At 72.6% G+C, this 22,502-nt stretch carries 19 protein-coding genes; 16 read left to right on the forward strand and 3 right to left on the reverse strand.

The window, feature by feature from the left end; genetic code table 11:
• The first annotated feature begins 117 nt into the window (after positions 1-117).
• From ABTY04_RS24965 to ABTY04_RS25015, 11 genes are all read left to right on the forward strand, one after another.
• Positions 118-4,131 (forward strand): non-ribosomal peptide synthetase, encoded by a 4,014-nt coding sequence (locus tag ABTY04_RS24965; protein ID WP_352215608.1) that lies wholly within the window; start codon positions 118-120, stop codon positions 4,129-4,131.
• 40 nt (positions 4,132-4,171) lie between these two features.
• Entirely contained in the window at positions 4,172-5,005 is an 834-nt protein-coding gene (locus tag ABTY04_RS24970) for a DUF6202 family protein (protein WP_352215661.1), read from the forward strand.
• A gap of 2 nt (positions 5,006-5,007) precedes the next feature.
• Positions 5,008-5,832, forward strand: coding sequence for an aspartyl/asparaginyl beta-hydroxylase domain-containing protein (locus tag ABTY04_RS24975; protein WP_352215609.1), 825 nt, complete (start codon positions 5,008-5,010; stop codon positions 5,830-5,832).
• A 59-nt stretch (positions 5,833-5,891) separates the two neighbouring features.
• Positions 5,892-6,941 (forward strand): ketoacyl-ACP synthase III family protein, encoded by a 1,050-nt coding sequence (locus ABTY04_RS24980; protein WP_352215610.1) that lies wholly within the window; start codon positions 5,892-5,894, stop codon positions 6,939-6,941.
• Positions 6,938-8,845, forward strand: a complete 1,908-nt coding sequence (locus ABTY04_RS24985; RefSeq protein WP_352215611.1) for an HAD-IIIC family phosphatase — start codon at positions 6,938-6,940, stop codon at positions 8,843-8,845. Before ABTY04_RS24980 ends, ABTY04_RS24985 begins: the two co-directional genes overlap by 4 nt.
• Positions 8,838-9,155 (forward strand): acyl carrier protein, encoded by a 318-nt coding sequence (locus tag ABTY04_RS24990; protein ID WP_352215612.1) that lies wholly within the window; start codon positions 8,838-8,840, stop codon positions 9,153-9,155. Before ABTY04_RS24985 ends, ABTY04_RS24990 begins: the two co-directional genes overlap by 8 nt.
• Before the next feature lie 7 nt (positions 9,156-9,162).
• Positions 9,163-9,585, forward strand: coding sequence for a VOC family protein (locus ABTY04_RS24995; protein WP_352215613.1), 423 nt, complete (start codon positions 9,163-9,165; stop codon positions 9,583-9,585).
• 100 nt (positions 9,586-9,685) lie between these two features.
• The gene (gene ddaH, locus ABTY04_RS25000) at positions 9,686-10,522 is read left to right on the forward strand and encodes a dimethylargininase (RefSeq protein WP_352215614.1); all 837 of its coding nucleotides are present in this window, start codon (positions 9,686-9,688) and stop codon (positions 10,520-10,522) included.
• 67 nt (positions 10,523-10,589) lie between these two features.
• Positions 10,590-11,180: a nitroreductase family protein gene (locus ABTY04_RS25005; RefSeq protein ID WP_352215615.1), complete on the forward strand. Its 591-nt coding sequence runs from the start codon at positions 10,590-10,592 to the stop codon at positions 11,178-11,180.
• Positions 11,181-11,196: 16 nt separating this feature from the next.
• The gene (locus ABTY04_RS25010; RefSeq protein WP_352215616.1) at positions 11,197-11,937 is read left to right on the forward strand and encodes a 4'-phosphopantetheinyl transferase family protein; all 741 of its coding nucleotides are present in this window, start codon (positions 11,197-11,199) and stop codon (positions 11,935-11,937) included.
• Between the two features lie 114 nt (positions 11,938-12,051).
• Positions 12,052-13,029: a helix-turn-helix transcriptional regulator gene (locus tag ABTY04_RS25015; RefSeq protein WP_352215617.1), complete on the forward strand. Its 978-nt coding sequence runs from the start codon at positions 12,052-12,054 to the stop codon at positions 13,027-13,029.
• An 80-nt stretch (positions 13,030-13,109) separates the two neighbouring features.
• Here the strand turns inward: ABTY04_RS25015 and ABTY04_RS25020 are convergent, their stop codons facing one another.
• Positions 13,110-13,610 (reverse strand): hypothetical protein, encoded by a 501-nt coding sequence (locus ABTY04_RS25020; protein WP_352215618.1) that lies wholly within the window; start codon positions 13,608-13,610, stop codon positions 13,110-13,112.
• Between the two features lie 372 nt (positions 13,611-13,982).
• Between ABTY04_RS25020 and ABTY04_RS25025 the strand changes: the two genes are divergently transcribed.
• The 4 genes from ABTY04_RS25025 (at position 13,983) to ABTY04_RS25040 (ending at position 17,474) form a co-directional block, all read left to right on the forward strand.
• Positions 13,983-15,095 carry an alpha/beta hydrolase gene (locus tag ABTY04_RS25025; protein ID WP_352215619.1) on the forward strand — a complete coding sequence of 371 codons (1,113 nt, stop codon included), beginning with the start codon at positions 13,983-13,985 and terminating at the stop codon, positions 15,093-15,095.
• A 26-nt stretch (positions 15,096-15,121) separates the two neighbouring features.
• On the forward strand, positions 15,122-16,345 hold the full coding sequence (locus ABTY04_RS25030; protein WP_352215620.1) for a cytochrome P450 family protein: 1,224 nt from the start codon (positions 15,122-15,124) through the stop codon (positions 16,343-16,345).
• A 67-nt stretch (positions 16,346-16,412) separates the two neighbouring features.
• A complete protein-coding gene (locus tag ABTY04_RS25035) occupies positions 16,413-16,661 on the forward strand; it encodes a hypothetical protein (protein ID WP_352215621.1) in 249 nt (82 codons plus the stop codon).
• A gap of 120 nt (positions 16,662-16,781) precedes the next feature.
• The gene (locus ABTY04_RS25040) at positions 16,782-17,474 is read left to right on the forward strand and encodes an RraA family protein (RefSeq protein ID WP_352215622.1); all 693 of its coding nucleotides are present in this window, start codon (positions 16,782-16,784) and stop codon (positions 17,472-17,474) included.
• 54 nt (positions 17,475-17,528) lie between these two features.
• On the opposite strand, the gene ABTY04_RS25045 is transcribed toward ABTY04_RS25040, so the two are convergent.
• Together ABTY04_RS25045 and ABTY04_RS25050 are read right to left on the reverse strand one after the other, a co-directional pair.
• A complete protein-coding gene (locus ABTY04_RS25045; protein WP_352215623.1) occupies positions 17,529-19,070 on the reverse strand; it encodes an alpha/beta hydrolase in 1,542 nt (513 codons plus the stop codon).
• Between the two features lie 124 nt (positions 19,071-19,194).
• Positions 19,195-20,412, reverse strand: a complete 1,218-nt coding sequence (locus tag ABTY04_RS25050; protein WP_352215624.1) for a serine hydrolase domain-containing protein — start codon at positions 20,410-20,412, stop codon at positions 19,195-19,197.
• Between the two features lie 213 nt (positions 20,413-20,625).
• Between ABTY04_RS25050 and ABTY04_RS25055 the strand changes: the two genes are divergently transcribed.
• Complete coding sequence (locus ABTY04_RS25055) at positions 20,626-22,452, forward strand: hypothetical protein (RefSeq protein ID WP_352215625.1); 1,827 nt, start codon at positions 20,626-20,628, stop codon at positions 22,450-22,452.
• The last annotated feature ends 50 nt before the right edge of the window (positions 22,453-22,502 follow it).

A 22,502-nucleotide genomic window follows, 5' to 3' on the forward strand; every position in this document is an offset into this window, starting at 1 on the left:
GCCTTCGGGCCACCCCTGTTCGACTGAAAAGCTTGGCCAGTCGAATTCACCCGGCATCGGATAACTTCCTTTTCATCCTCAAGAAGTCGTCCTCGTTCCCGGGTGGGGTGTGAACAGGTGAGTCAGCTCAGTGCCGGACAAGCCCAGCTCCTCGAAAGGCTCCGCAGTCGGAAAGCGGAGAAGGCGCCCGTCTCGGAAATAGCCCGCACAGCACCGGGCACCCGGGTTCCACTGCTGCCCGCACAGGCGCGGATCTGGTATTTCACCAAGCGCTTTCCGCAGAGCGCCGAATACAACCTGTACAACACGGTGGAACTCGACCGCGCCCCGGAGCGCGACCGGCTCACCGCCGCCGTCCGGACCCTGATGGAGCGCCACGACGCCCTGCGGCTGCGGATCGTCGAGGAGGACGGCGTCCCGGTCCAGGAGGACCCCGGCCCCGCCGAGCCCCCCGTCACCTGGCACGACCTGCGGGACCTCGACCCGGACGCCGCCGGCCGGCGTGCCGCCGAAATCGCCCGGGAGAGCGCCGCGATCCCGCTGCCGACCGACCGGGCGCCGCTGTTCCGGGTGCTGGCCGTGCTGCTCCCCGGCGGCCGCGCGAGCCTCGTCCTCGGCTTCCACCACGTGATCATCGACCACTGGTCGGTCACCCAGGTGATGGACGAACTCGCCCGCCTCCTGTCCGGACGACCGCTGCCGCCCGCACACGGCGTCGGCTACCTCGACTACGCCGCCGAACGGGCCCGGTCCGCCGCCGACGGCCGGGACGAGCGCGAACTGGCCTACTGGAAGACGCGGCTGGCCGGCGAACTGCCCGTGCTGGACCTGCCCAGGGACCGGCCCCGGCCGGCGGCCGAGACCCGTACCGGAGCCTTCGTCGAATTCGCCGCAGACCCGGAACTGGCCGGGCGGGTACGGGCCTTCGCCGCCCGCGAGGGCGCCTCGCTCTTCGTCGTCCTGCTCGCCGCCTACAGCGTCCTCCTCTCCCGGCTCGCCGCCCAGGACGACGTGCTCGTCGGCTCCCCGCTCGCCGGCCGCGACGACGAGACCGCCGAGAAGATCGTCGGCTGCTTCGTCAAACCGGTCGCCCTGCGCACCGACCTCTCCGGCACCCCCGGGTTCCGCGACCTCGTCCGGCAGGTGCAGCAGACCGTGCTGGACGCGCAGGACCACCAGACGGTGCCCTTCGAGCGGATCGTCGCCGAACTCGGCATCACGCGGACCCCGGGCGTCAACCCCGTCTTCCAGACCATCTTCGGCGTCCAGGACGGCGTCCGGATGGACCAGGGAGCCGAGGCCGCCGCCCTGACCGTCGTGGACACCGGCTCGGCCCGCACCGACCTGTCCGTCTCCGTCGACGACGAGGGCGCGGGCGGGGGATTCCACGGCCTGTTCGAGTACGCCACCGACCTCTTCGACGCCGCGAGCGTCGAAGGCTTCGCCCGGCTGTACCTGGAACTCCTCGCCACCCTGCTCGCAGACCCCGGGACCCCCGTACGCCGGCTGCCCCTGTTCTCCGAGGAGCGGCGCCGCGAGATCCTGCACGGCCTCAACGCCTACGAGACCCCCCGCTTCCCGTACGCCACCCTCGCCGAGCCCTTCGAGGAACAGGCGGCCCGCACCCCCGACGCCACCGCTCTCGTCGGCGAGGAGGGCGAACTGACCTACGCCGGGCTGAACGAGCGCGCCAACCGGCTCGCCCACCACCTGGCGGCCCGCGGAGTGCGCCCCGGCGACAAGGTCGCCGTCTGCATGGACCGCGGCTTCACCATGGTCACCGCGCTGTACGCCGTGGCCAAGGCGGGAGCCGCATACATCCCCATGGACCCCGAACTCCCCGACGGCCGGATGGCCTTCATGCTGGAGGACACCCGCCCGCAGCTCGTCCTCGCCGACGACAAGGGCGCGGCCCAGCTGCCCCCGGGACCCTGGGAGGTGCTGCGGCTGACCGGCCCCGACCGCCCCTGGGAGGCCTGCCCGGCCGTCAACCCCGCCGTGCGCACCCGCGGCGACGCGCTCGCCTTCCTGCTCTACACCTCCGGCTCCACGGGCCGGCCCAAGGCGGTCGCCTACCCCGTCGACGGCGCCCTGGCCAACATCTTCTGGCTCCAGCGGACCTACCCCTTCGGGCCGGGCGACGCCAACATCCTGAAGACCTCATACGGCTTCGACGTCTCCACCTGGGAGCTGTTCTGGCCGCTCTACTACGGTGCCCGGCTCGTCGTGGCCCGGCCCGGCGGCCAGCGCGACCCCGGCCACCTGCTGGAGCTCACCGAGAAGTACGAGGTCACCACCCTGTTCTTCGTCCCGACGATGATGGAGGTGTTCCTCGACGCCGCCCCGCCCGGCAGCTGCCGCTCGCTGCGCCGGGTCATCATCGGCGGCGAGGAGGTCAAACCCCGGCTCCGGGACGCCTTCCACGCCCGCTTCGACGCCGACCTCGTCAACTGCTGCGGACCCACCGAGGCGGGCACCGTCGTCGAGGGCGTCATCCCGCGCGAGAGCGGGGCGCCCGTCGTACCGCTCGGCCGGCCCTGCGCCAACTTCCGGATCTACGTCCTCGGGCCCGACCAGGAGGTCCTCCCGGTCGGCATGCCCGGCGAGATGTACATCGGCGGCGAGACCGGCCTGGCCCACGGCTACCACGACCGGCCGGCGCTGACCGCCGACCGTTTCCTGCCCGACCCCTTCGGGCCGGTCGGGGCCCGCATGTACCGTACCGGCGACCTGTGCCGCTACCGCCCGGACGGGGTCATCGAACACCTGGGCCGGATCGACCGGCAGGTGAAGATCCGCGGTCTGCGCATCGAACTGCCGGAGATCGAGGCGGTCCTGCGCGACCATCCCGGCGTCCGGGCCTGCGTCGCCCTCGCCCCGCGCACCTTCGACGGCCGCATAGCCGTCTTCGTGGTACCCGAACCGGGCACCGACCCGGCCGCGCAGGAACTGGAACGGCACGCCCGGCACCTGCTGCCCGCCCACATGGTGCCTGCCGCCGTGGTCCGCGTGGACCGGATCCCCTACAACGTCAACGGCAAGGTCGACGAGGCGGCGCTGCTGGAACGGCTGGGCACGGTGGCGGCCGGCGGCTCGGCGGAGCTCGTCGCGCCCGAGGGCGAGACGGAGACCCGGCTCGCCGCGATCTTCCGTACCGTCCTCGGGATCGAGGCGCTGAGCGTCACCGACGGCTTCTTCGCCCTGGGCGGCCACTCCCTGCTGGTCTTCAAGCTGATCGCCGCCTGTGCCGAGGAGCTGGGCGTACGGCCCACCGTCGGCGACGTGTTCGCCGCCCCCTCGGTGCGCGAGCTGGCCGCCCGGCTGGGATCCGCGCACAGCGGCACGGACGAGACCGTGGTGCCGCTCGTACGCCCTCAGGGCCGCCCGATCGTCCTGTTCGTGCACGGCGCCGGCGGCTCGGCACTGCCCTTCCGGGCGGTCGGCGAGGCGCTCGGCGGCAGCTGCGACGTGTACGGGGTCCAGGCCGTGGACGGGCCCGGCCCCGCGCCGGAGTCCATCGAGGAGATGGCACAGCGGTACGTGGCGGCGGTCGACGCGGTCCGCGGCACCCGCCCGCTGCTGCTGGCCGGCTGGTCCGTCGGCGGCTGCGTCGCCCTGGAGATGACCCGCCGGTGGCAGCGCAGCGGCGTGGACGTCCTGGGCACCGTCCTGCTCGACACCTGGCTGCCGCCCGCCGCCCTCGCGGACGAGGACGAGCAGGCCCGGGCCCGTGCGGCCTTCGCCGGCATGGACCTGCTGGCGGGAGAGCGGCCCGCGGACGGGCCGGAACCCGGGTACCCCCGGGACGGCCTCGCCGGACTGCCCGAGGAGGCCGCCCGGATCCGGGCCCTGCTGGAGCGCCACCGCTCCGCCTTCCTGCGGTACGAGCCGCAGCCCTGCGCCGGCCCGGTCCACCTGCTGCGCGCGGCCGATCCGTACCCCGACCCGCACATCGACCTGCCCGCGCCCCTGCGCGCCGAGGACCACGGATGGCGGGCCAGGATTTCCGCCCTGACCACCGGGGCCGTTCCCGGGGACCATTTCACGCTCGTCTCGCCGGAGAACGCGCAGGAGCTCGCGAAAGCCATTCGCGCCGTCGTCGACGCGTCGCTCTCGTTCGATGAAATCTAGCGCACAAGAAATCAAGGATTCTGGAGTAGCCGTGACAGCAATGGAATTGACCACCGAAGCGCGGACCGCTCTCGACGAGCTCGTGGACCAGGAGATAGCGGCCGCCGGACTCGGCCGCGTGGACAACCGGTTCTTCAGCTTTGCCCGCGGATACGAAACCGACGACTTCCAGGGGGCCCTCGCCGTCGCCCACCAGTGGCGGGCGATGACCAAGGCGTTCATGTACACCACGCTGTCCAGCCTCGGCGTGATCGCCCACCGGCTCGCCCGCCAGGAGACCCCGTCCCGCGACGTGCTGGCCGCCTTCCAGACCATCTTCCGGGTCATCGGCGACGACCTCGACAACCTCGCGCCGGTCTTCGCCGCGGTCGCTCCGAAGGGCCCCGACGGCGCCCACTACGTGTGGTGGGAGGACGCCGTCATCGCGCCCGTCTCCGAGCACGTCGGCGAGGCCGGCCGGGAGGCCGCCCGGCAGCTCCCCGAGGGAGTGGTGCGGCTGATCGAGAACATGGAGCGGTTCGCGGACTCCCCGCTCGGCGCCGCCGTCCAGCTGCGGGTGGTCGAGACGATCGCCCTCGACATCGCCGTCGGCTTCCGCCGGGTCTACGGCAAGCTGGAGGCGGACGGCCGCCGCCTGTTCCCCGAGCCCGGCGACCTGGCCTGGATCGACTCGCACATCAAGGCCGAAACCATGCACGCGGCGCAGGTCAGCGACGACGAGACCGGCATGACCACGCTGCTGACCACCGAGGAGGAGGCCCGCCTCTTCGCCGGGATGGTCCGTGAGTACTCCGCGAGCTGGGCAGGCGCCCTGAACGCCTTCGCCGACTCGCTCGGCCTGCCCGCCGCAGCCCCCGCCGTACAGGCGGCCTGAGCATGGGATCCCACCGCATCGCCGCCATCCGGCTGGACGAGGAGCGCCTGGCCGCTGACCTCGCCGTCTCCGAGGGCTTCGCGTACAACGACTCGTACGCGGACTTCATCAGCACCGGCCTGCTGCGCAGCACCATGCTGTGGAACGGCACCGGCACCCTGGACGAGTCCGCTCTGGGCGACTACGAGGGCGCCGCCCGGCCCACCCCGCACGGGGCGGCCCTGCCGTACATCAGCGAGCTGATCGGCACGCTGTTCCGCACCGAGCACCTGAAGTTCGCCCGGTTCATGCGGCTCGCGCCGGGCAGCGTCTACGTACCGCACCGCGATTTCCTCGAACTCAAGAACGACATGCTGCGGATCCACCTGCCGGTGCAGACCGACGACAACGTCTACGCCTCCGAGGAGAACACCGTCTTCCGGATGCGCCGCGGGGAGTTGTGGCGGCTGGACGCCACCCGCACCCACTCCGTCGGATCCTTCTCCGACGCCGACCGGGTCCACATCATCTGCGATTTCACGGCCGAGAGCCTGGACCAGGTGCTCTCCGTGGACGTCACCCCGGAGGCCGACATCCCGGCCGGCAATGTCGCCGTCCGCCCGCCGCTCGGCGCGGACGGCCGGCGGGCCCTGCTCGGACTGGCCGGAGTGCTGGACCCCCGCAACTACCAGGACATCCGGACCCTGCTGATCAAACAGCACTTTCTCACCGACGTGTCCGGCGACGAGGTCTTCACCCTGCTCAAGGAGATCGCCTCGGCCGGCGGCCACGAGGAACTGCTCACCCGCGCGACCAAGCACGAGGAGTACTGCATGGTCCGACGGTGAGACCGGAGCGCGATCCGCCCGGACACCAGGGACCACCAACCGAAGGGGGGCCGCATACCGTGCGGTGGAACGGAATCTACGTGAATGCCTGCGCGGCCGTGCTCGGCCGCCGCGAGGACGTCCGCACCGCGGTCGCGGAAGGGCGGTACGACGAGGCGGAGGCCGTCTCCGACGGCTTCCTCTCCATCAGCGTGGCCGAGGACGGGCCCGCGGTCGAACTCGCCGTCCGGGCAGCCGATCTGACGATGGACCGGGCTACGGTGGCACCGGAGGAGATCGACCTGGTCGTCCACTCCAGCTGCAACCACCAGGGCCTCGACCACTTCGCCCCGGCGTCCTACGTCCAGGGCCGCACCATCGGCGGCCGGGCCGCGGCCGTGGAGGTCAAGCAGTACTCCAACGGCGGCCTCGCCGCCCTGGAGATCGCGGCGGCGTATCTGACCGCCCGGTCGGACCGGGCGGCCGCGCTCCTGACCACCAGCGACGTGTTCGCCCTGCCGGGCTTCGACCGCTACCGCTCCGACAAGGGTGTGGTTTTCGGCGACGGCGGCACGGGGCTGGTTCTCTCCCGGCAGGGCGGCGTGGCGCGGCTGCTGTCCACCGCCGTCATCAGCGACGGCACGTACGGGGCGGTCTACCTCGGCAACACGCCGTTCGCGGAGCTGGCCGGCACGTCCCAGGACGGGCCGGTCGACCTGCGGGGACGGCGGGACGACTACCTGCTGGAGAACGGCGAACTCCTGCTGAAGATCGTCCAGTCGCTCACCGAGCGGCAGCAGGAGAGCGTCACCGTCGCCCTCGCGGACGCCGGGCTCACCGCACGGGACATCGACCGCTGGGTGCTCACCAACGTCGGCCGCACCCTCGACGACGTCGACTTCCGGGCGATGTTCGGCATCGAGGACGCCAACACCACCTGGGAATGGGGCCGCAGGGTCGGCCACATCGGCGCCGCCGACCAGATCGCCGGACTCACCCACCTGCTGGAGAACGGCGAGATCCGGCCCGGCGACCGGGTCGCCCTGTGCGGCATCGGGATGGGCTTCACGTACGCCTGCGCCGTCGTCGAGATCCTCGGACAGCCCGCATGGACGGCCGGGGCGTCATGACCGCCGCCGTGGACGGCGAGGAACTGCTGCGGCGCATCACCGCCCTGCGGACCGCACCGGAGTCGGCCGACCCGTACCTGGCCGGCCGACTCGACCGGCTCGAAGACCCGTTGCTGCTCTCCGAGGCGGGCCGGCTGCTGGACGGCGTCACCGCCGCCCGGCTGTCACCCGCCCCGGCCCGGCGCGCCGCCCCGCTGCGGATCGCCGTCGCCGCCACCTTCACCGCCGACAACGTCGAACCCCTGCTGCGGGCCGTCCTGCTCGCCGCCGGCCTCGACACCGAGATCCACGCCTGCCCCTACAACCGACTCGGCCCGGAACTCACCGACCCGCACTCCGAGCTGGCCGCCTTCCGGCCCGACGCCACCCTATGCCTGGTCGACGCGGCCGCACTGCTCCCCGGGGACTGGGACCCGACACGCCTCGACGCGCTCGCGGACACCGTATGCGAGCGGGCCGGGACCCTCGCCCGGGCGGCGGCGGCATTCGCCGGGCGCACCGGCTCCGACGTGCTGCTCCACACCGTTCCCCTGCCCCGCGCCGACCGGGCGAGCGTGATCGGCCACCGGGGCGCGGCCGCGCTGGGCCGGATCTGGCGCGAGGCCAACACCGTCCTGCTCGCGGCGGGCGAGACCCTGGACGGGGTGTACACCCTGGACCTGGAGTCCGTACTCGCGGACGTGCCCGGCCCGGTCCGCGACGAACGGCAGTACCGCTTCGGCCGGATGGCGTGGACCCCGCGGGCGGAACTGGCGTACGCCCGGGAGGCCGCGGCCTTCTGCCGGGCGGCTGCCGGTCTCGGCCGCAAGGTCCTCGTCCTGGACCTGGACGACACCCTCTGGGGCGGCGTCCTCGGCGACGACGGACCGGCAGGCATCGAGCTCGGCACCCTCTACCCGGGCGACTGTTACACCGAACTCCAGCGCCGGGCCCTGGCGTTGCGGCGACAGGGAGTGCTGCTGGCCGTCTGCTCCAAGAACGAACGGTCCCTGGTGGACGAGGTGCTCGCCGGGCACCCGGACATGGTGCTGCGGCCCGATGACTTCGTCGCCGTGCTCGCCGACTGGGAGCGCAAGGACGTGCGCATCGCGGCCCTCGCCGATGAACTGGGGCTGTCGCCTGACGCGTTCGTCCTCGCCGACGACAGCGCCTTCGAATGCGGGATGGTACGGAAGGGGCTGCCGCAGGTCGGCGTGGTCCACCTGGCCGGCGACCCGGCCGGCCACGCCCTCAAGGTCCTCGACCCGGCGTACTTCACCCAGCTCGGGGCCACCGCCACCGACGCCGCGCGGACCTCGCTCTACCGGGACCGGCGCGAGCGGCGCCGGCTGGAGAGCACCCACGCCTCGGCCGAGGACTATCTCCGGGATCTCGGCATCCGGGTCGCGGTCGCACCGGCCGATGCCTTCACCCTGCCCCGGGTGATCCAACTGGAGCTTCGGACCAACCAGTTCAACCTCACCGGCCGGACCCACGGCGAAGCGGCGACCCGGCGGCTGGCGGCCTCCGCCGCGCACTTGGTGCTCGCGGTGGAGGTGGCCGACCGGTTCGGCACCGAGGGCGTCGTGGGCGGTGTGTGGATCGACCGGGGCGCCGAGCGCTGGGTGATCCGCAATCTCGTACTCAGCTGCCGGGTGCTGTCCCGGGGCGTGGAGCAGTCCGTCCTCCAGTACGTGGCGGACCGGGCCCGCGCGGCCGGCGCAGCGCTGCTGGAGGCCCGGTTCACGCCGACGGGCCGCAACGCGCCGGCCGCCGCCCTGTACCCGTCCGCCGGGTTCGGCCGTGCGGACGGCCCACCCGGGGACGACGGGACGCTCCGCTACGTGACGCGCCTCGACGCGCTCCCGGCCCTCGCCCCCGACTGGATCACCCTCGACGCCAAGGAGGCACCGCACCATGTCTGAGCAGCCAGGACCCGTCACCGAGCCGGCGCCCGCGCCCGAGCTGATGGAAACGCTGCGGCCGCTGGTCGCCCGGGTCGCCCGGCACCCCGCCGAGGAGCTGTCGGCCGACACCCGCTTCGAGACGATCGGCCGCTGGGGGAGCCTCGCCGCCATGCGTCTGCTCGCCACCGTCGAGCAGACGTACGGCGTCCAGCTCGACCTGCGCGCGTACATGCGGTTCGCCACCGTGGGGGAGCTGGCCCGGGAGATCGGCCGCCTGAGCACCGGGCCGGCGCCGACGTCGGCACAGGCACCCGCCCCCACGGGGTGAGCGCCCGGTGATACTCGGCCTTGACCACATCGGCCTGGCCACGGCGGACCCCGGCCGGGCCGGCGCCCAGCTCGCCGCCCTCGGCCTCGCCCGCACCACGAGCGGTACGGCCGACGCCTACGGGGTGGCCTGCGAGTTCTGGAACATCCCCGGCGCCCCGGCCGGACCGGCCGTCGAACTGGTCTCCCCGGCCCGCCCCGGCTCGGCCGTGGAGGGCCGGCTCCAGGACCCGGGCCCCGGCCTCTACCACCTCGCCTTCACCGTCGACAGCCTGGAGGACGAAGCCGCCCGGCTGCGCGGCGAGGGTTTCCTCGCCCTCGACGCCCGCCCGTGCCGCGGCGCCCGCCCCGGGATGCGCGTCGTCTTCCTGTACCTGCCCGAGCCGGCCGAGCTGCTCGTGGAGCTCGTGCACTACGCCCCGGCCGGCTGAACCGCCTTCATCCTCCGTTCGCCCACGCCCCTCAAGCTCACCTCGACAGCCCGCCCCTCATCCCCGCCACCACCGTGTGGCCCCTCACCCGGGAGCGAACATGACCTCTGTCCCGACGCCCTCCGCCCGGCCGCGCGAGCAGCGCCGCCGCCGCTACCTGATGTGCCGCCCCTCCCACTTCGAGGTGGTGTACGCGATCAACCCGTGGATGGACCCGGAGAAGCCGGTCGACGCCGCCCTCGCCGTCCTGCAGTGGGAGCGGCTGCGCGAGCTGTACCGCGAGCTCGGGCACACCGTCGACCTGATCGACCCCGTGCCGGGCCTGCCCGACATGGTGTACGCCGCCAACGGCGCCACCGTCGTCGACGGCCGCGTCCTCGGAGCCCGGTTCCGCAACACCGAGCGCGTCCCCGAGGGGCCCGCGTACCTGGACTGGTTCCGCGCGCACGGCTTCACCGAGCTGCACGATCCGCAGTACGTCAACGAGGGCGAGGGCGACTTCCTCGTCACCGGCAGTTTCGTCCTGGCCGGCTACGGCTTCCGCAGCGACCAGCGCAGCCACCAGGAGGCGGAGGCGTTCTTCGGCCGGCCCGTCATCAGCCTGGAACTGGTCGACCCGCGCTACTACCACCTCGACACGGCACTCGCCGTCCTCGACGGCGACGAGATCATGTACCACCCGGAGGCCTTCGCCCCCGGCAGCCGCGCCCTCCTGGAGACGCTCTTCCCCGACGCGCTGTTCGTCTCCGCCGAGGATGCCGCCGCGTTCGGGCTGAACGCCGTCAGCGACGGCCTCAACGTGGTGCTCCCCGAGGCCGCCGAAGGGCTCGCCGCCCGGCTGCGCGAGCGCGGCTTCCACCCCATCGGCATGGACCTGTCCGAACTCCTCAAGGGCGGCGGCAGCGTCAAGTGCTGCACCCTCGAAATCAGGCCCTGAACGGCTGCTTCCCTCCCCTTTTGCCCGCGCACCCGGACGACGAGAAGGACGACCCCTGATGGATGTCATGACCGCGATACTCACCCGGCGCAGCGAGCAGGTCCTCGGCGGGGCCTCGCCCGGCGACGACGAATTCACCTACCTCGTCCAGGGCGCGAGCGCCGCCCCCGACCACGGCCGGCTGCGGCCCTGGCGCTGGGTCCTGCTCCGCGGCGACGACCGCGACGCCCTCGGCCGGGCCCTGGCCGACGAGGACGGCGCCGACGAGAACACCGCCCGGCAGCTGACCGCCAAACTGCGCCGGGCGCCGCTGTCCGCCGCGCTGGTGTTCTCACCGCATGCCGGCCACCGGGTCCCGGAGTGGGAGCAACTGGCCGCCGCCAGCTGCATGGCGCACTCCCTGATGCTCCTGCTGCACGCCCGCGGCTACGGCAGCATCTGGCGCACCGGCCGGCTCGCCCGGTCCGGCGCGGCTTGCGCGGCGCTGGGCCTGCGGGACGGCGAGCGGCTCCTCGGCTCCCTTGACATCGGCACCCCGGACCCGGCGAACGTCCGTGCACGGCGCCCGCTGGAGGACGTGAGCGAGCACATCACGCTCTTCTCGCAGGTGGCCCCGTACACGGGAGCCAAGGTCCCGGCCGGCAGCCACGCGGCCTGAGCGGCGGAGCGAGGACATGACCGTCGCGGTGTTCACGGCCCCGGCGCCGCTGCTGATCGGGGACGGGCTGCCGAGCGGCGGCCTCGCCCCTCCGGAGGCCGGGGCGCCGCCGCAGATCTGGCTGGTGCGCACGGCGGACCACCGGGTCGCCCCGGGGTCCGTCGGGATGCTCCAGCCCGACGAGGCCGCGCGGCGCGCCCGGTTCGTGTACCCGGGCGACCGCCACCGGTACACGGCGGCACACCTCGCGCTGCGCCGGCTGCTCGGCGCCTGCCTCGGGCGGGACCCCGCGGCGGTGGTGATCACCCGGGAGCCCTGCACCGTGTGCGGAGGTCCGACCGGGCGGCCCGCGGTGGCCGCCGCGGACCTGCACTTCTCGCTCTCGCACAGCGGCGACCTGGCGCTGTGCGCCGTCGGCCGGACCCCGGTGGGCGTGGACATCGAGGCGGCGTCGCCGGTCGGCGAGGACGGCGACCTGCGGGACCTGCTGCACCCGCGCGAACGGCAGGAACTGCTCGCGCTCGCACCGCTGGAGCGGCGCGACGCCTTCCTGCGCTGCTGGACCAGGAAGGAGGCGTATCTGAAGGGCACCGGGGCGGGCCTGGCGCACGGCATCGACCGGCACTACGTCGGGACCGGGCCCGCACCGGCGGTCCCCGAAAGCGGATGGACGGTGCTCGACGTCGAGGTCGACGCCGGATATCGGGCGGCCGTGGCATTTTCGGCCAGGGCATCCCGAACGCCTGCCCACCGGTAGTACTGTCGGCCGGATTCGGCGTCTCGCGGTGATCGCCTCCCCGCGGTCGAGGTTTCCGCACCCCCGAGATCGTGCGAGACGCGCACGGGCCACCCCCTGTGGAAGGAGCAGGCGTTGCTGGAAGCACTCGGCCTGGGACCGGCAGTCGAGGCCGTATACCGGCTGCTGCTGGCGCAACCCGATTGGGGAGTTCAGCAGATCGGCGTGCACCTCGGCCTTCCCGAGTCCGCGGTGCGGGACGCCCTCGACGAGCTGGCCGATCTCCATCTCCTGCAGCCGAGCAGGGCAGAAGGCGAATTCCTGACGGTCAGTCCGGAGGTCGGCCTCGGGGTGCTGCTGAACCGGAACGAACTGGAGCTCAGCGCGAAGCAGCGCCGGCTCGAAGCGGCCCGTGCCTCCGTGGCAGCCATCGTCAGCCAGTTCAGCAGTCACCGGCACGCGCCCGAGGTCGTACAGCAGCTGTTCGGACTGGAGACGGTCCGCCGGCGGCTGGAACAACTTGCCGAGACCGCCCGCACGGAATGCCTGTCGTTCTTCCCCGGCGGCGCCCAGAAGCCCGACGTGATGGAGTCCAGCAAGCCGCTCGACCAGATGGCGCTGGAGCGGGGGGTCGTCCTGCGCACCCTCTATCAGGACAGCTTCCGCAAGGATCCGGACACGTTCGAATACGTCCGCTGGCTGTCCACGCTGGGCGGCGAGACCCGTACCGTGCCGACGTTACCCATGCTGATGGTCATCGTGGACCGCGAGGTCGCGCTGGTGCCCATCGATCCGGAGGACGGCCGGCAAGGTGCCCTGGAGATCCGCAGCCGGGGCGTCGTCGAGGCCCTGCACGTGCTCTTCACCCGGTTCTGGGACTCCGGACTGCCCTGGCACGAACAGGACAACCCCGACAGCACCGGTCTCTCGCGCCGTGAACGCGAGCTGCTGTACCTGCTGGCCAGCGGCCACACCGACGAGGCCATCGGCAAGAAGCTCGGCCTGTCCCTGCGTACCGTGCGCAGGACCGCGTCGGGCCTGATCGGACGCCTGGGCGCGCGCAGCCGTTTCGAGGCCGGCGTCCTGGCGGCCCGCGCGGGCTGGCTCTCCTGATCCCCGTGCACCGGCCGGCCGCCCGGTCCCCGCGTGCCGCAGCCCCGGCGGGGCTGCGGCAGCGTACGGCGGATCCGGGATCAGTGGAACAGCATGGAGGCGTCGCCGGCGGCCGTCGTGACCGAGCCGGGGCACAGGAAGCTGCCCGAGACCTTGGTCGCGGTGAAGGCCTGGTTGACGTACTTTCGGGTGGTTCCGTCGCGGTTCCACGCGATGTTCGTCGCCTTGAAGCGGCAGGAGATGAAGCTCTGCCGGCCCGTGATGTCGATGACGTCCGCCTTGGCAACACCGGCGGCGTCGTCGAAGGTGAACGCGGGGTTGTTGTTGAGGGTGGCCGTGATGCCGCCGTTGCAAGCGAGGTTGCCGCCCGGTGTGTTGATGGTGGTCCGGTCGACGCTCAGGGCGCTCGGGGGGTCGGCGCTGGTGTGCGCGTTGGTCCACGTACAGGTGTTGCCGGCGACGACGATGACGCCGTCGAGGCGCTGGTCGGCGGTGGGGCCCAGGGCCGTCGCCGACGTCGCTCCGCCGATGGTCAACGCTGCTGTGAGGGCGGTCACGCCCGGCCATTTCGAGATCTTCATCCTGTCGCTCCTCTTCGCCACGTCCTCGTGGGGTGTGAAGCGGGGCCTTGGGGGGCCTCGCGGGCGTGCGCCCGGCCGTCGGGGGCGGTTTCCGTCACGGCCGGGGAGAGGGCTTGCGCGATACGCCAGGGAAGGTCCCACAGGGACCTTGAAATGTCAGGCCCATGTCAATGAATTGGCTGGATGGCTCTGTCGCGGGGCGCGGCGCCACGCACCCGGCGGGCCGTCCGAAAGACGCCGTACCGTAGGGAATTCCTGTGAACGGCGTGGAACGGATCGAGTCCCGTTGCTGTCTAGCCCTGTGCGCACGCACGGGCGGCGCCGCCGGACCGCAGGTCCGTGCCGACACAGCGTAGAGAGCTCCCCTGATCCGTGAGTCTGACCAGCAGCACGCTACTGATCGTCGTCGTACTCGCCACGGTGCTGGCCTTCGCGGCCGCGGTATGGCTCTGGCCACGCCTCGGACGCGGGGGCGGACTGCCGGTGCTCGGCCGGATCGGCGTGGTGCTCACGCTCCAGGTGCTGGTGCTCGCCTCCGTCGGCCTCACGGCCAACCGGACCTTCCTGCTCTACGGTTCCTGGGCGGACCTGGCCGGACAGGAAGGGCGCATGCCGTCCATGGGCCACGACGCGCCGGGCGGCTCCGCCGTGCGGCTCCTGGGCCGGCAGCCGACGGACGTGGGGGGCGGGCGGACACCGCACGTGGGCGGTGAGATCGAGAAGATCACGGTGCGGGGCGAGCGGTCCAAGGCCGCCGTCAACGCCTATGTGTACCTGCCGCCGGAGTACTTCCAGAAGGGGAACGAGAACCGGAAGTTCCCCGCGACCGTGGTGCTCACCGGGTTCCCCGGGATGGCCGAGAACCTGCTCAAACCGCTGCCGTACCCGAAGACGGCGTGGACGCTCGCCAAGCAGAAGAAGATGCCGCCGATGGTCCTGGTGATGATGCAGCCCTCGGTGGTGCCGACCCGCAACACCCAGTGCATCGACGTGCCGGGCGGCCCGCTCAGCGAGACCTTCTTCGCCAAGGACCTGCCCAAGGCGATCTCAGGTGCCTACCGCGTCGGCACCTCGCCCTCGAACTGGGCCATCATGGGGGATTCCACCGGGGGGTACTGTGCTCTGAAGGTCGCGTTGCAGCACCCGGAGAACTACGCGGCCGGAGTGGGCCTTTCGGCGGACTACAAGCCGGAACTGGACGGCGACTCCGGCGATCTCTTCCACGGGAACGCCGCAGAGGAGAAACGATCCGACCTGCTGTGGAGCCTGGACAACCTGCCGCAGGGCAAGTCCTCTTTCCTGGTGACCACCTCGATGCAGGGCGAGGGAAACTACAAGCCGACGCAGAAGTTCGTCGAGAAGGTGAAGGCGCCGGCGCGCGTCTCGTCGATCACCCTCGACCACGGCGGGCACAACTTCAAGACGTGGTGCCGCGAGATCCCGCCCGCCTTGCAGTGGGTCGGTGCCCGCATCGGTGCCGAGTGACCTCCGGCAGCAGACAAGGACAGGGCATGACCACTCAGGACGCAGCAACCCCCACCACACCCCTCCCGCGCCCGTTCGACGAGCCGTTCGGCCGCGACCCCCACGCCGTCTACGCACGCCTGCGCGCCGCGGGGCCGGTGCACCGCGTCGCACTGCCCGACGGCTCCCCGGTGTGGCTGGTCACCCGCGCCTCGGACGTCCGGGCCGGGCTCGCCGACGCCCGGTTCTCCGTCAACAAGCGCCACTCGACCACCGGGTTCAGCGGCTTCTCCCTGCCTGCGGCCCTCGACGCCAACCTCCTCAACGTCGACCCGGAGGACCACCTGCGGCTGCGCCGCCTCGTCTCGAAGGGGTTCACCGCCCGGCACGTCGAGCTGCTGCGGGCCGGCGTCCGGACGTGCGTCGACGAGCTGGTCACCCGGCTCGCGGACGAGATCGCCCGCTCCGGCGAGGCGGATCTGGTCGCCGGGTTCGCCAGGCCGCTGCCGCTGCGGACCATCGGGGCACTGCTGCACGTACCCGCACCCGACCAGGAGCGGTTCTCCGGCTGGATCGCCGCCATGCTCGCCCCGCGCTCGAAGGAGGAGCTCGTGGCGGCCGTCGGCCACGTGCACCGCTTCCTCGTCGAGCTGGTGGGGCAGCGGCGGGCCCGCCCCGGGGACGACATGCTGTCGAGCCTGATCGCGGCCCGCGACGAGGAGGACCGGCTGACCGAGGACGAGCTGGTCTCGCTCGCCTTCCTGATCCTGATGGCCGGCAGCGAGACCGTCCAGCACGTCATCGGCAGCGGGATCCTCACCCTGCTCACCCACCCGGACCAGCTCGCCGCCCTGCGCGCCGACCCCGGGCTGCTCCCCGAGGCCGCCGAGGAGCTGCTGCGGTACGCCGGACCCGGCCAGACTGCGATCCGCCGCTTCCCGACCGAACCGGTGGAGATCGGCGGCGTCCGCATCCCGGTGGGCGACACGGTCCTGTTCTGCCTGGCCTCCGCCCACCGCGACCCGGCCCGCTACCCGGACCCCGACCGCTTCGACATCGGCCGGGAGGACAAGGCCCACCTCGCACTCGGCCACGGGCTGCACTACTGCCTCGGTGCCCCGCTGGCCCGCCTCCAGATCACGCTCGCGCTGGCCGCGCTCCTCGACCGGCTGCCGGGCCTGCGTCCGGCCCGCCCCGTGGAGCAGCTCACCTGGACGAGCACGTTCCGATTCCATGCCCTGCGCGCCCTGCCGGTCACAGCGGATCTCTAGAGCCTGATGGCGGACAGGGCCGCGCCGTCCGGATGCGGCCCGGGCCGTCCGGGCGGAGGCTGGGCCCATGCACCATGCGCCGATCCTCGTGCACCCGATCGCCCCGGCCGGCGGCCGCAGGGTCTCCCTGCGCGCCGCCGGGCAGGACTCCATCCTGGGCCTGGCCTTCAACGACGCCGACGTGATCGAGTTCCTGCGCCGGGCCGGCGTACCCGATCCCGACGAGATGGTCCTCGGCGGCTCGGAGCTCGTCGAATGGCAGGGCGACGAGCCGCACGCCTACGAGGCGGAACCCTCCGACACCGACATCCCGTGACGCCGCACGCCCGAACCCCCGCGTCACGGGCGGCCGGGGGGCACCATGGAAGGCGGTGGCTGACCCAAGCCGTCCGTTCGGGAGAGAAGCCGTCCGTTCGGGAGAGAAGGGGAGAACGGCATGCTGAAGGCCTTCGACGACCTGTCCACGCCGCTCGTGGCCGATGCCTGCGTCCGTACCGGAGTGCCGCTGCGCGTCGCACCGCCCGGCATCCGCGCGGTGCTGCCCGGCCACCGGGTCGCGGGACGTGCGCTCGCGGTGCGCCACTACGGCAGCGTCGACGTGTTCCTGGAGGCGTACGGATCCGCCGAGCCGGGCGACATCCTGGTCATCGACAACGGCGGGCGGACGGACGAGGCCTGTGTGGGCGACCTGGCCGCACTGGAGGCCGAGACGGCGGGCGTGGTCGGCCTCGTGGTGTGGGGGCTGCACCGCGACACGCCCGAGCTGGCCGAGATCGGCCTCCCCGTCTTCAGCTACGGCAGTCACCCGGCCGGGCCGGAACGGCTGGACGAACGCGAGCCCGAGGCGCTGGTCACCGCCCGGTTCGGGGCGCAGCTGGTGGGTGGCTGGGACTTCGTCTTCGGTGACGCCGACGGCGTGCTGTTCGTCGCCGCCGACCGGGTCGAGGAGGTGCTGGACACCGCGCTGCGGATCCGGGAGACCGAGCGCGAGCAGGCCCGCCGGATCCGCTCGGGCGAGACCCTGCGCAGCCAGACGGCCTTCGCCGACTACCTGGTCCTGCGCGAGGCCGACCCGTCGTACACCTTCCGCCGGCACCTGCGCCGGATCGGCGGCGCCATCGAGGAGTGACGGCGCCGCCGCAGCGTCCGCGAGGACGGACCGGTCACCCGGACGCGCAGCGGGTCACCGCTTCGCGTCCGGGCACGTGGTGTCCCCGGCGGGCACGGTCCCGTCCAGCAGGTAGCCCTCGACGTGGGCGTCGACGCACGCGTTGCCGTTCTGGAACTGGCCGTGGTCGCCGCCCTCCACGGTGACCAGGCGCGACCCGGCCAGCCCCCGGTGTGCGCGTACGGCGGCCTCGTAGTACGTCGCCGGGTCCTTCCGGGAGTTGAGCATCAGCACCGGCGGCAGTCCCTCGCCGGTGACCTTGATGCGCGGCGCCTTGGACCGCGGCCAGTTCGCGCAGACCGAGGCGTACGTCAACTCCCTTGCCCCGGCCAGCGGGTGGGTGCGCGTGGCCTCGGCGCTCTGGGCCACCCAGTACCGGCTGTCGCGGTTCCACGGGGTGTCGCCGCAGGTGACCGCGAAGAAGTCGGCGACGAAGTCCGCGCCCATGAGGTGCTTCAGCTGCCCGGCGACGGCCTTCCTCGTCTGTGCCGGCGCCTGGTCCGGATGCTCCAGGAACCCGAGGAGCGAGGCGAGGCCCGCGAACTTGTCGGCGTTGTACAGGGCGTCCGTGGTCGCCGCGTCGAGGTGGTTGGGGGTGATGACCGTCCCCTCCACGTCCAGCGGCCGGTCGTGCAGGGCCGCGCGCAGCCGCTCGTACGAGGCCTGCGCCTCCTCGGGGGTGCGCCCCTGGTGGTACGTGGCGTCGTTCTTCGCCAGCCACGGCAGGAAGTCCTGTTCGAACCGGCGCTGGAAGCTCATCGGCTGCCCCGTCAGGAAGGACTGCCAGTCCCCGGTGAAGTCGATGTTGCTGTCGAGGACGGCCCGCTCCACGCGGCGCGGGAACTCGGTGGCGTAGTACGCCCCGAGGAAGCTGGCGTACGACGGCCCGTAGTACGAGACCTTCTCCACCCCGAGCAGCTCCCGGTACAGGTCCATGTCGTGCACGGCCTGATCGGTGGTGATGTAAGGGAGCAGCCCGCCCGAGTTGCGCTTGCAGTCCTGTACGAAGTCGCGGGCGCGGTCGAAGGTCTGCCGGACGGCGGCCGCCGACCGGTCGCGCAGGTCACCGCCGCCGAATATGGCGTCGACCTTCTCCTGGTCCGAGCAGACCACCCGCGTGCTCGCGCCCACGCCCCGCTGGTCGAATCCCACGATGTCGTACGCGTCCGCCAGCTTCGGGCTGTACGAGGCGAGCCGGGCCGGCCGGGGCAGCCCCGAGGCCCCCGGCCCGCCTGCGGCCATCATGAGCACGCCCCGGCGCCCCGCCGGGTCGGCCGCGCGGTGACGCGAGACGGCGATCGTCAGGCTCGGCCCGGAGTCCGGGTGGTACCAGTCCCGCGGCACGGACATCGAGGCGCACTCCAGTGAACCGCCCGTGCAGGGCTGCCAGTCGAGCTGCTGCTGGCGGTACCGTGCGGGCACCGGCGGGGCCTCGGCGCCCGGGACCGCGCCGCCGGCGGCCGCGGCGCTCGCCGGGCCGACGGGCAGGGCCGCTGCGGCGAACAGCCCGCAGGCGGCGGCCGCGAGCCATCGTGCGGGCTTTTTGAACACGTGCATGTCTGAACTCCCCCTGGGGTCCGGCAGGTCTCCCTGATCGTCCCGTGCCGGCCCCCCTGCCCTCGATCCCACTGCCATCCGCATCGGGGGTGGCAGTAGTGCCACCCCCTCGACGGCTGGACCGCTACTTCTGTATCGGGTGGCCGGGGGAGAGGGCGTCCGCGATCCGGTAGGCGATCGTCTGCGCCGTGTTGCCCTGGGCGCCTTCAGGCCCGAGCGTCGTGGAGACGGCGATGGCGAGGTGGTCGGAGGGAAGGTAGGCCTGTATCGAGGCGTAGCCGGAGAACGACGGGTTCTGCAGGATCCAGCCGTTCTGGACGATCAGGCCGAGCCCGAAATGGACCTCCGGTGTCATCGGGCGGCAGACGGCGGCCGGGCACTGTGCGGTGGGTTTGCCCAGGCCCACGGTGCCGGGGTCGAGCGAGACCCGGTAGCCGGCGGGGGAGAGCAGTTCACCCGAGCCGATGGCCACGGCCGAACGGGCCAGGTCGCAGACGTTCGTGTTCTCGACCGCGCCGGGAGCGGTGGTCCAGGAGGGGTTCCAGAAGGTGGACTCCTCGTACGTGGAGCGTTCGGAGGTGAAGGCGTGCAGGACGGGGATGCCGATCTCGGGGGTGTAGGAGTTGCGGGTTTCGCTCAGCCCCAGCGGGCTCATGATCCGCTGCTGGAGGAGCCGGTCGAGCCGGATGCCGGTGATCTTCTCCAGGGCGGCCCCGAGGAGGACGAAATTGGCGTGCGAGTAGCTCCAGTTCGTGCCGGGCTCGTACCGGAGCGGGTGGGCGAGCGGGTAGCCGACGAGCTCCTTCGGGGTCCACTGGCGGAACGGGGCGGCCTCCAGAGCCGCGAGGAACTTCGGGTCGGTGACGTAGTCGTGCAGCCCCGAAGTGCTGGCGGCGAGCATCCGCAGTGTGATCTCGTCGCCGTGCGGCAGATCAGGCAGCCAGCGGGAGACGGGGTCGTCGAGTCCCACCCTGTGCTCGTCGACGAGTTGGAGCAGGACGTCGCCCATGTACGCGATGGCGACCGATCCGGACCGGAAGTGCATGTCGGCCGTGGCGGGAACACCGGTCATCGACTCGCCGAGCGCGCCCGTGACGACCTCCTGCCCGTCGCGGGTTACCCGCAGGACGACGGCCTTGACCCCGAGGTCCTTCTGCGCCTGCCGGGCGATGTCCAGAACCTGCCGGGCCTCGCCGCGGGCGGGGCCGGGGGAGCTGACGCAGGGTTCCGGCGGCGGCTCCCGACCGGTCCCGGGCGCCGGCGCGGCGGCGGCGCCCGTCGCCTGGAGGGTGGCGGCGATCAGAGTGGCCGTGCACAGCAGCGCCGTCCGTATGCGGCTCATCTTCTCACTATGCTCCGGTTCGTCCCTCGGGGCAGGTCGGTCGGCGCCCCGCACGGTCCGCCGGCCGCCCGGGCGGCTTTGCCTCCGGACGGGGAGTCCGTAGCAGAACCGATACTTCAGGCCTCTGTGACGCGTATCGCACGCAGCGCTACATTGCCCACGTCCCGCGGTCGCGGGGAGATGGGGGCCGTACGGCGGGGGAGGGCATCGGCGATGGGCTCTGGAGTCTTCGCGAAGCTGGGCAGTGCGATCACGGCCAAGACGGCCGCGGTCGCGGCGGCAGGCGCCCTGGTGGTGTCCGGCGCCGTGGGCGCGGGCGTGTGGGCGGTCAGCGGCGGCCCGCAGCTGGCGGTCGTCCAGCGCAGCGCCTCGGTGTCGGTCGCGGCGCACGGCGAGCAGGCCGCGATCGCGCCGTGCCTGCCGCACGAGAGGGCGCTCGGCGGCGGTTACGCGATTACCGGCGGCGGCTTCGCCACGAGCAGCCTCTTCGTGGGCGACGCGTGGCTGGCGGCCGCGTACAACCCGGACGACGCGCCCGCCACACTCACCTCATACGCCCTGTGCGTCAACGCGGAGCCGGAGTTCTCGACCGGCAACTGGAACACACGGGCGTACGCGTTCCACGACCGGTTCAACAAGATGACCACCGCCAGCGATGGCAGGACCATCCACGACCTCACCACCGACGGGCCGTTCGCGGCCGTGCCCGCCGCGGACCCGGGCGCCGCCACCCGGTGCTACGAGGGTTTCACCACGGTCGGCATCGAATTCCGGGCCGAACGCACCCTGTCGGGCCGCGCCGTCGCGCCGGTCCCGCTCGACGTCCTGACGCCCAAGGTGGCGGCCGACGACCCCAAGTCCCTGCCCTTCGCCTCGCTCAACCCGGGCACCCGGCTGAGCGCCGGCGTGTTCCCGATCCGCAGGTCCGAATTCATCGAGCACCAGACCCGGATCGAGGACCCGCAGCCCCCCGAGGCGAACTACGCGATCGCGATCCGGCCGGTCTGCGTCCGGCTCAAAGGCGTCTCCGTGGCCACCACGAAGGTTGCGGTGACCGCCGGGGGCAGCGCGGACGCGGCCGTGTCCTGTCCGAAGGGCAAACTCGTTTTCGGTGGTGGATTCCGGTTCCCCGCCGAAAACGAGACGAGCAACGAGCAGGCCCCGACGCGCTTCTTCGGCGACGGCTGGCTGTACGCACCGGCCGACGCGCCGGCGGCCGGTGAGCCCTCGGGCCGCAAGGTGACGGCATGGCACGTCACCGGCAGGAACCAGCAGAAGGCCGGCGCCGACTACTACAACTCGGTCTGGATCGAGCACAGCGACCGCGAGACGAGCACCGGCAACGGCTACTTCGACACGCACGGCCGCGGCCCGGACGACCAGGCGTTGCGCGCCCTGGCGGTGCCCGACAGCCAGGAGCTGGTCGCCAGCGCGGTCTGCGCCAGGATCGACGCCAAGCCCACCGAGCCCGCCAAGGCCCCCTCACCGCCCGCAGTGACCCGCCCGGAACTCCCGCACGCACTCGACCCGCTGCCGGGCGGGACGGGCGGTCCGGGCTCCGCCTCGCCCTCGGCCTCCGCCCCCGGCGCTTCGCCCACGCCGAGCCCGACCGCATCGCCCGGTACCTCGGCCACGCCCGGCAGCCCCAACAGCCCCGGGACCCCGGCCACCGGCAATCCGAGTCCGCCGGGCAACCCGTCCCCGAGCGGTCCGCCGACCCGGCAGCAGCCGCAAGCCCCGGCGGTGAGCATCCAGCAGCCCGCCGCCGGCGGCCAACTGCGGCGCGGCTGCGAGGAGTCGTTCGCCGGGACGGCCCGGACCCGCCCGGGCAACCAGCCCCTCACCGACCCGCAGTACACGAGCTGGCGGATCAACGGGCCCGGCGGGCCGGTGACGCTGGGTGCGGGCGCGTCCGGGCGCTTCACCGTCCCCCTGCTGCCCGACGGGACGTACAAGCTCGTGTTCAGCGCCACCGACCCGGCCGGCGGACTCACCGGCAGCGCCGAGGTCTCCGTCAGGATCGTCGGCTGTCTGCGCTGAACCGTTCGGGGGAACGGCGTCACGAGGGTGGCCGGGGATCCGGCCGGAGA

The sequence above is a fragment of the Streptomyces sp. NPDC097981 genome, assembly GCF_040302565.1.
Classification (GTDB): Bacteria; Actinomycetota; Actinomycetes; order Streptomycetales; family Streptomycetaceae; genus Streptomyces.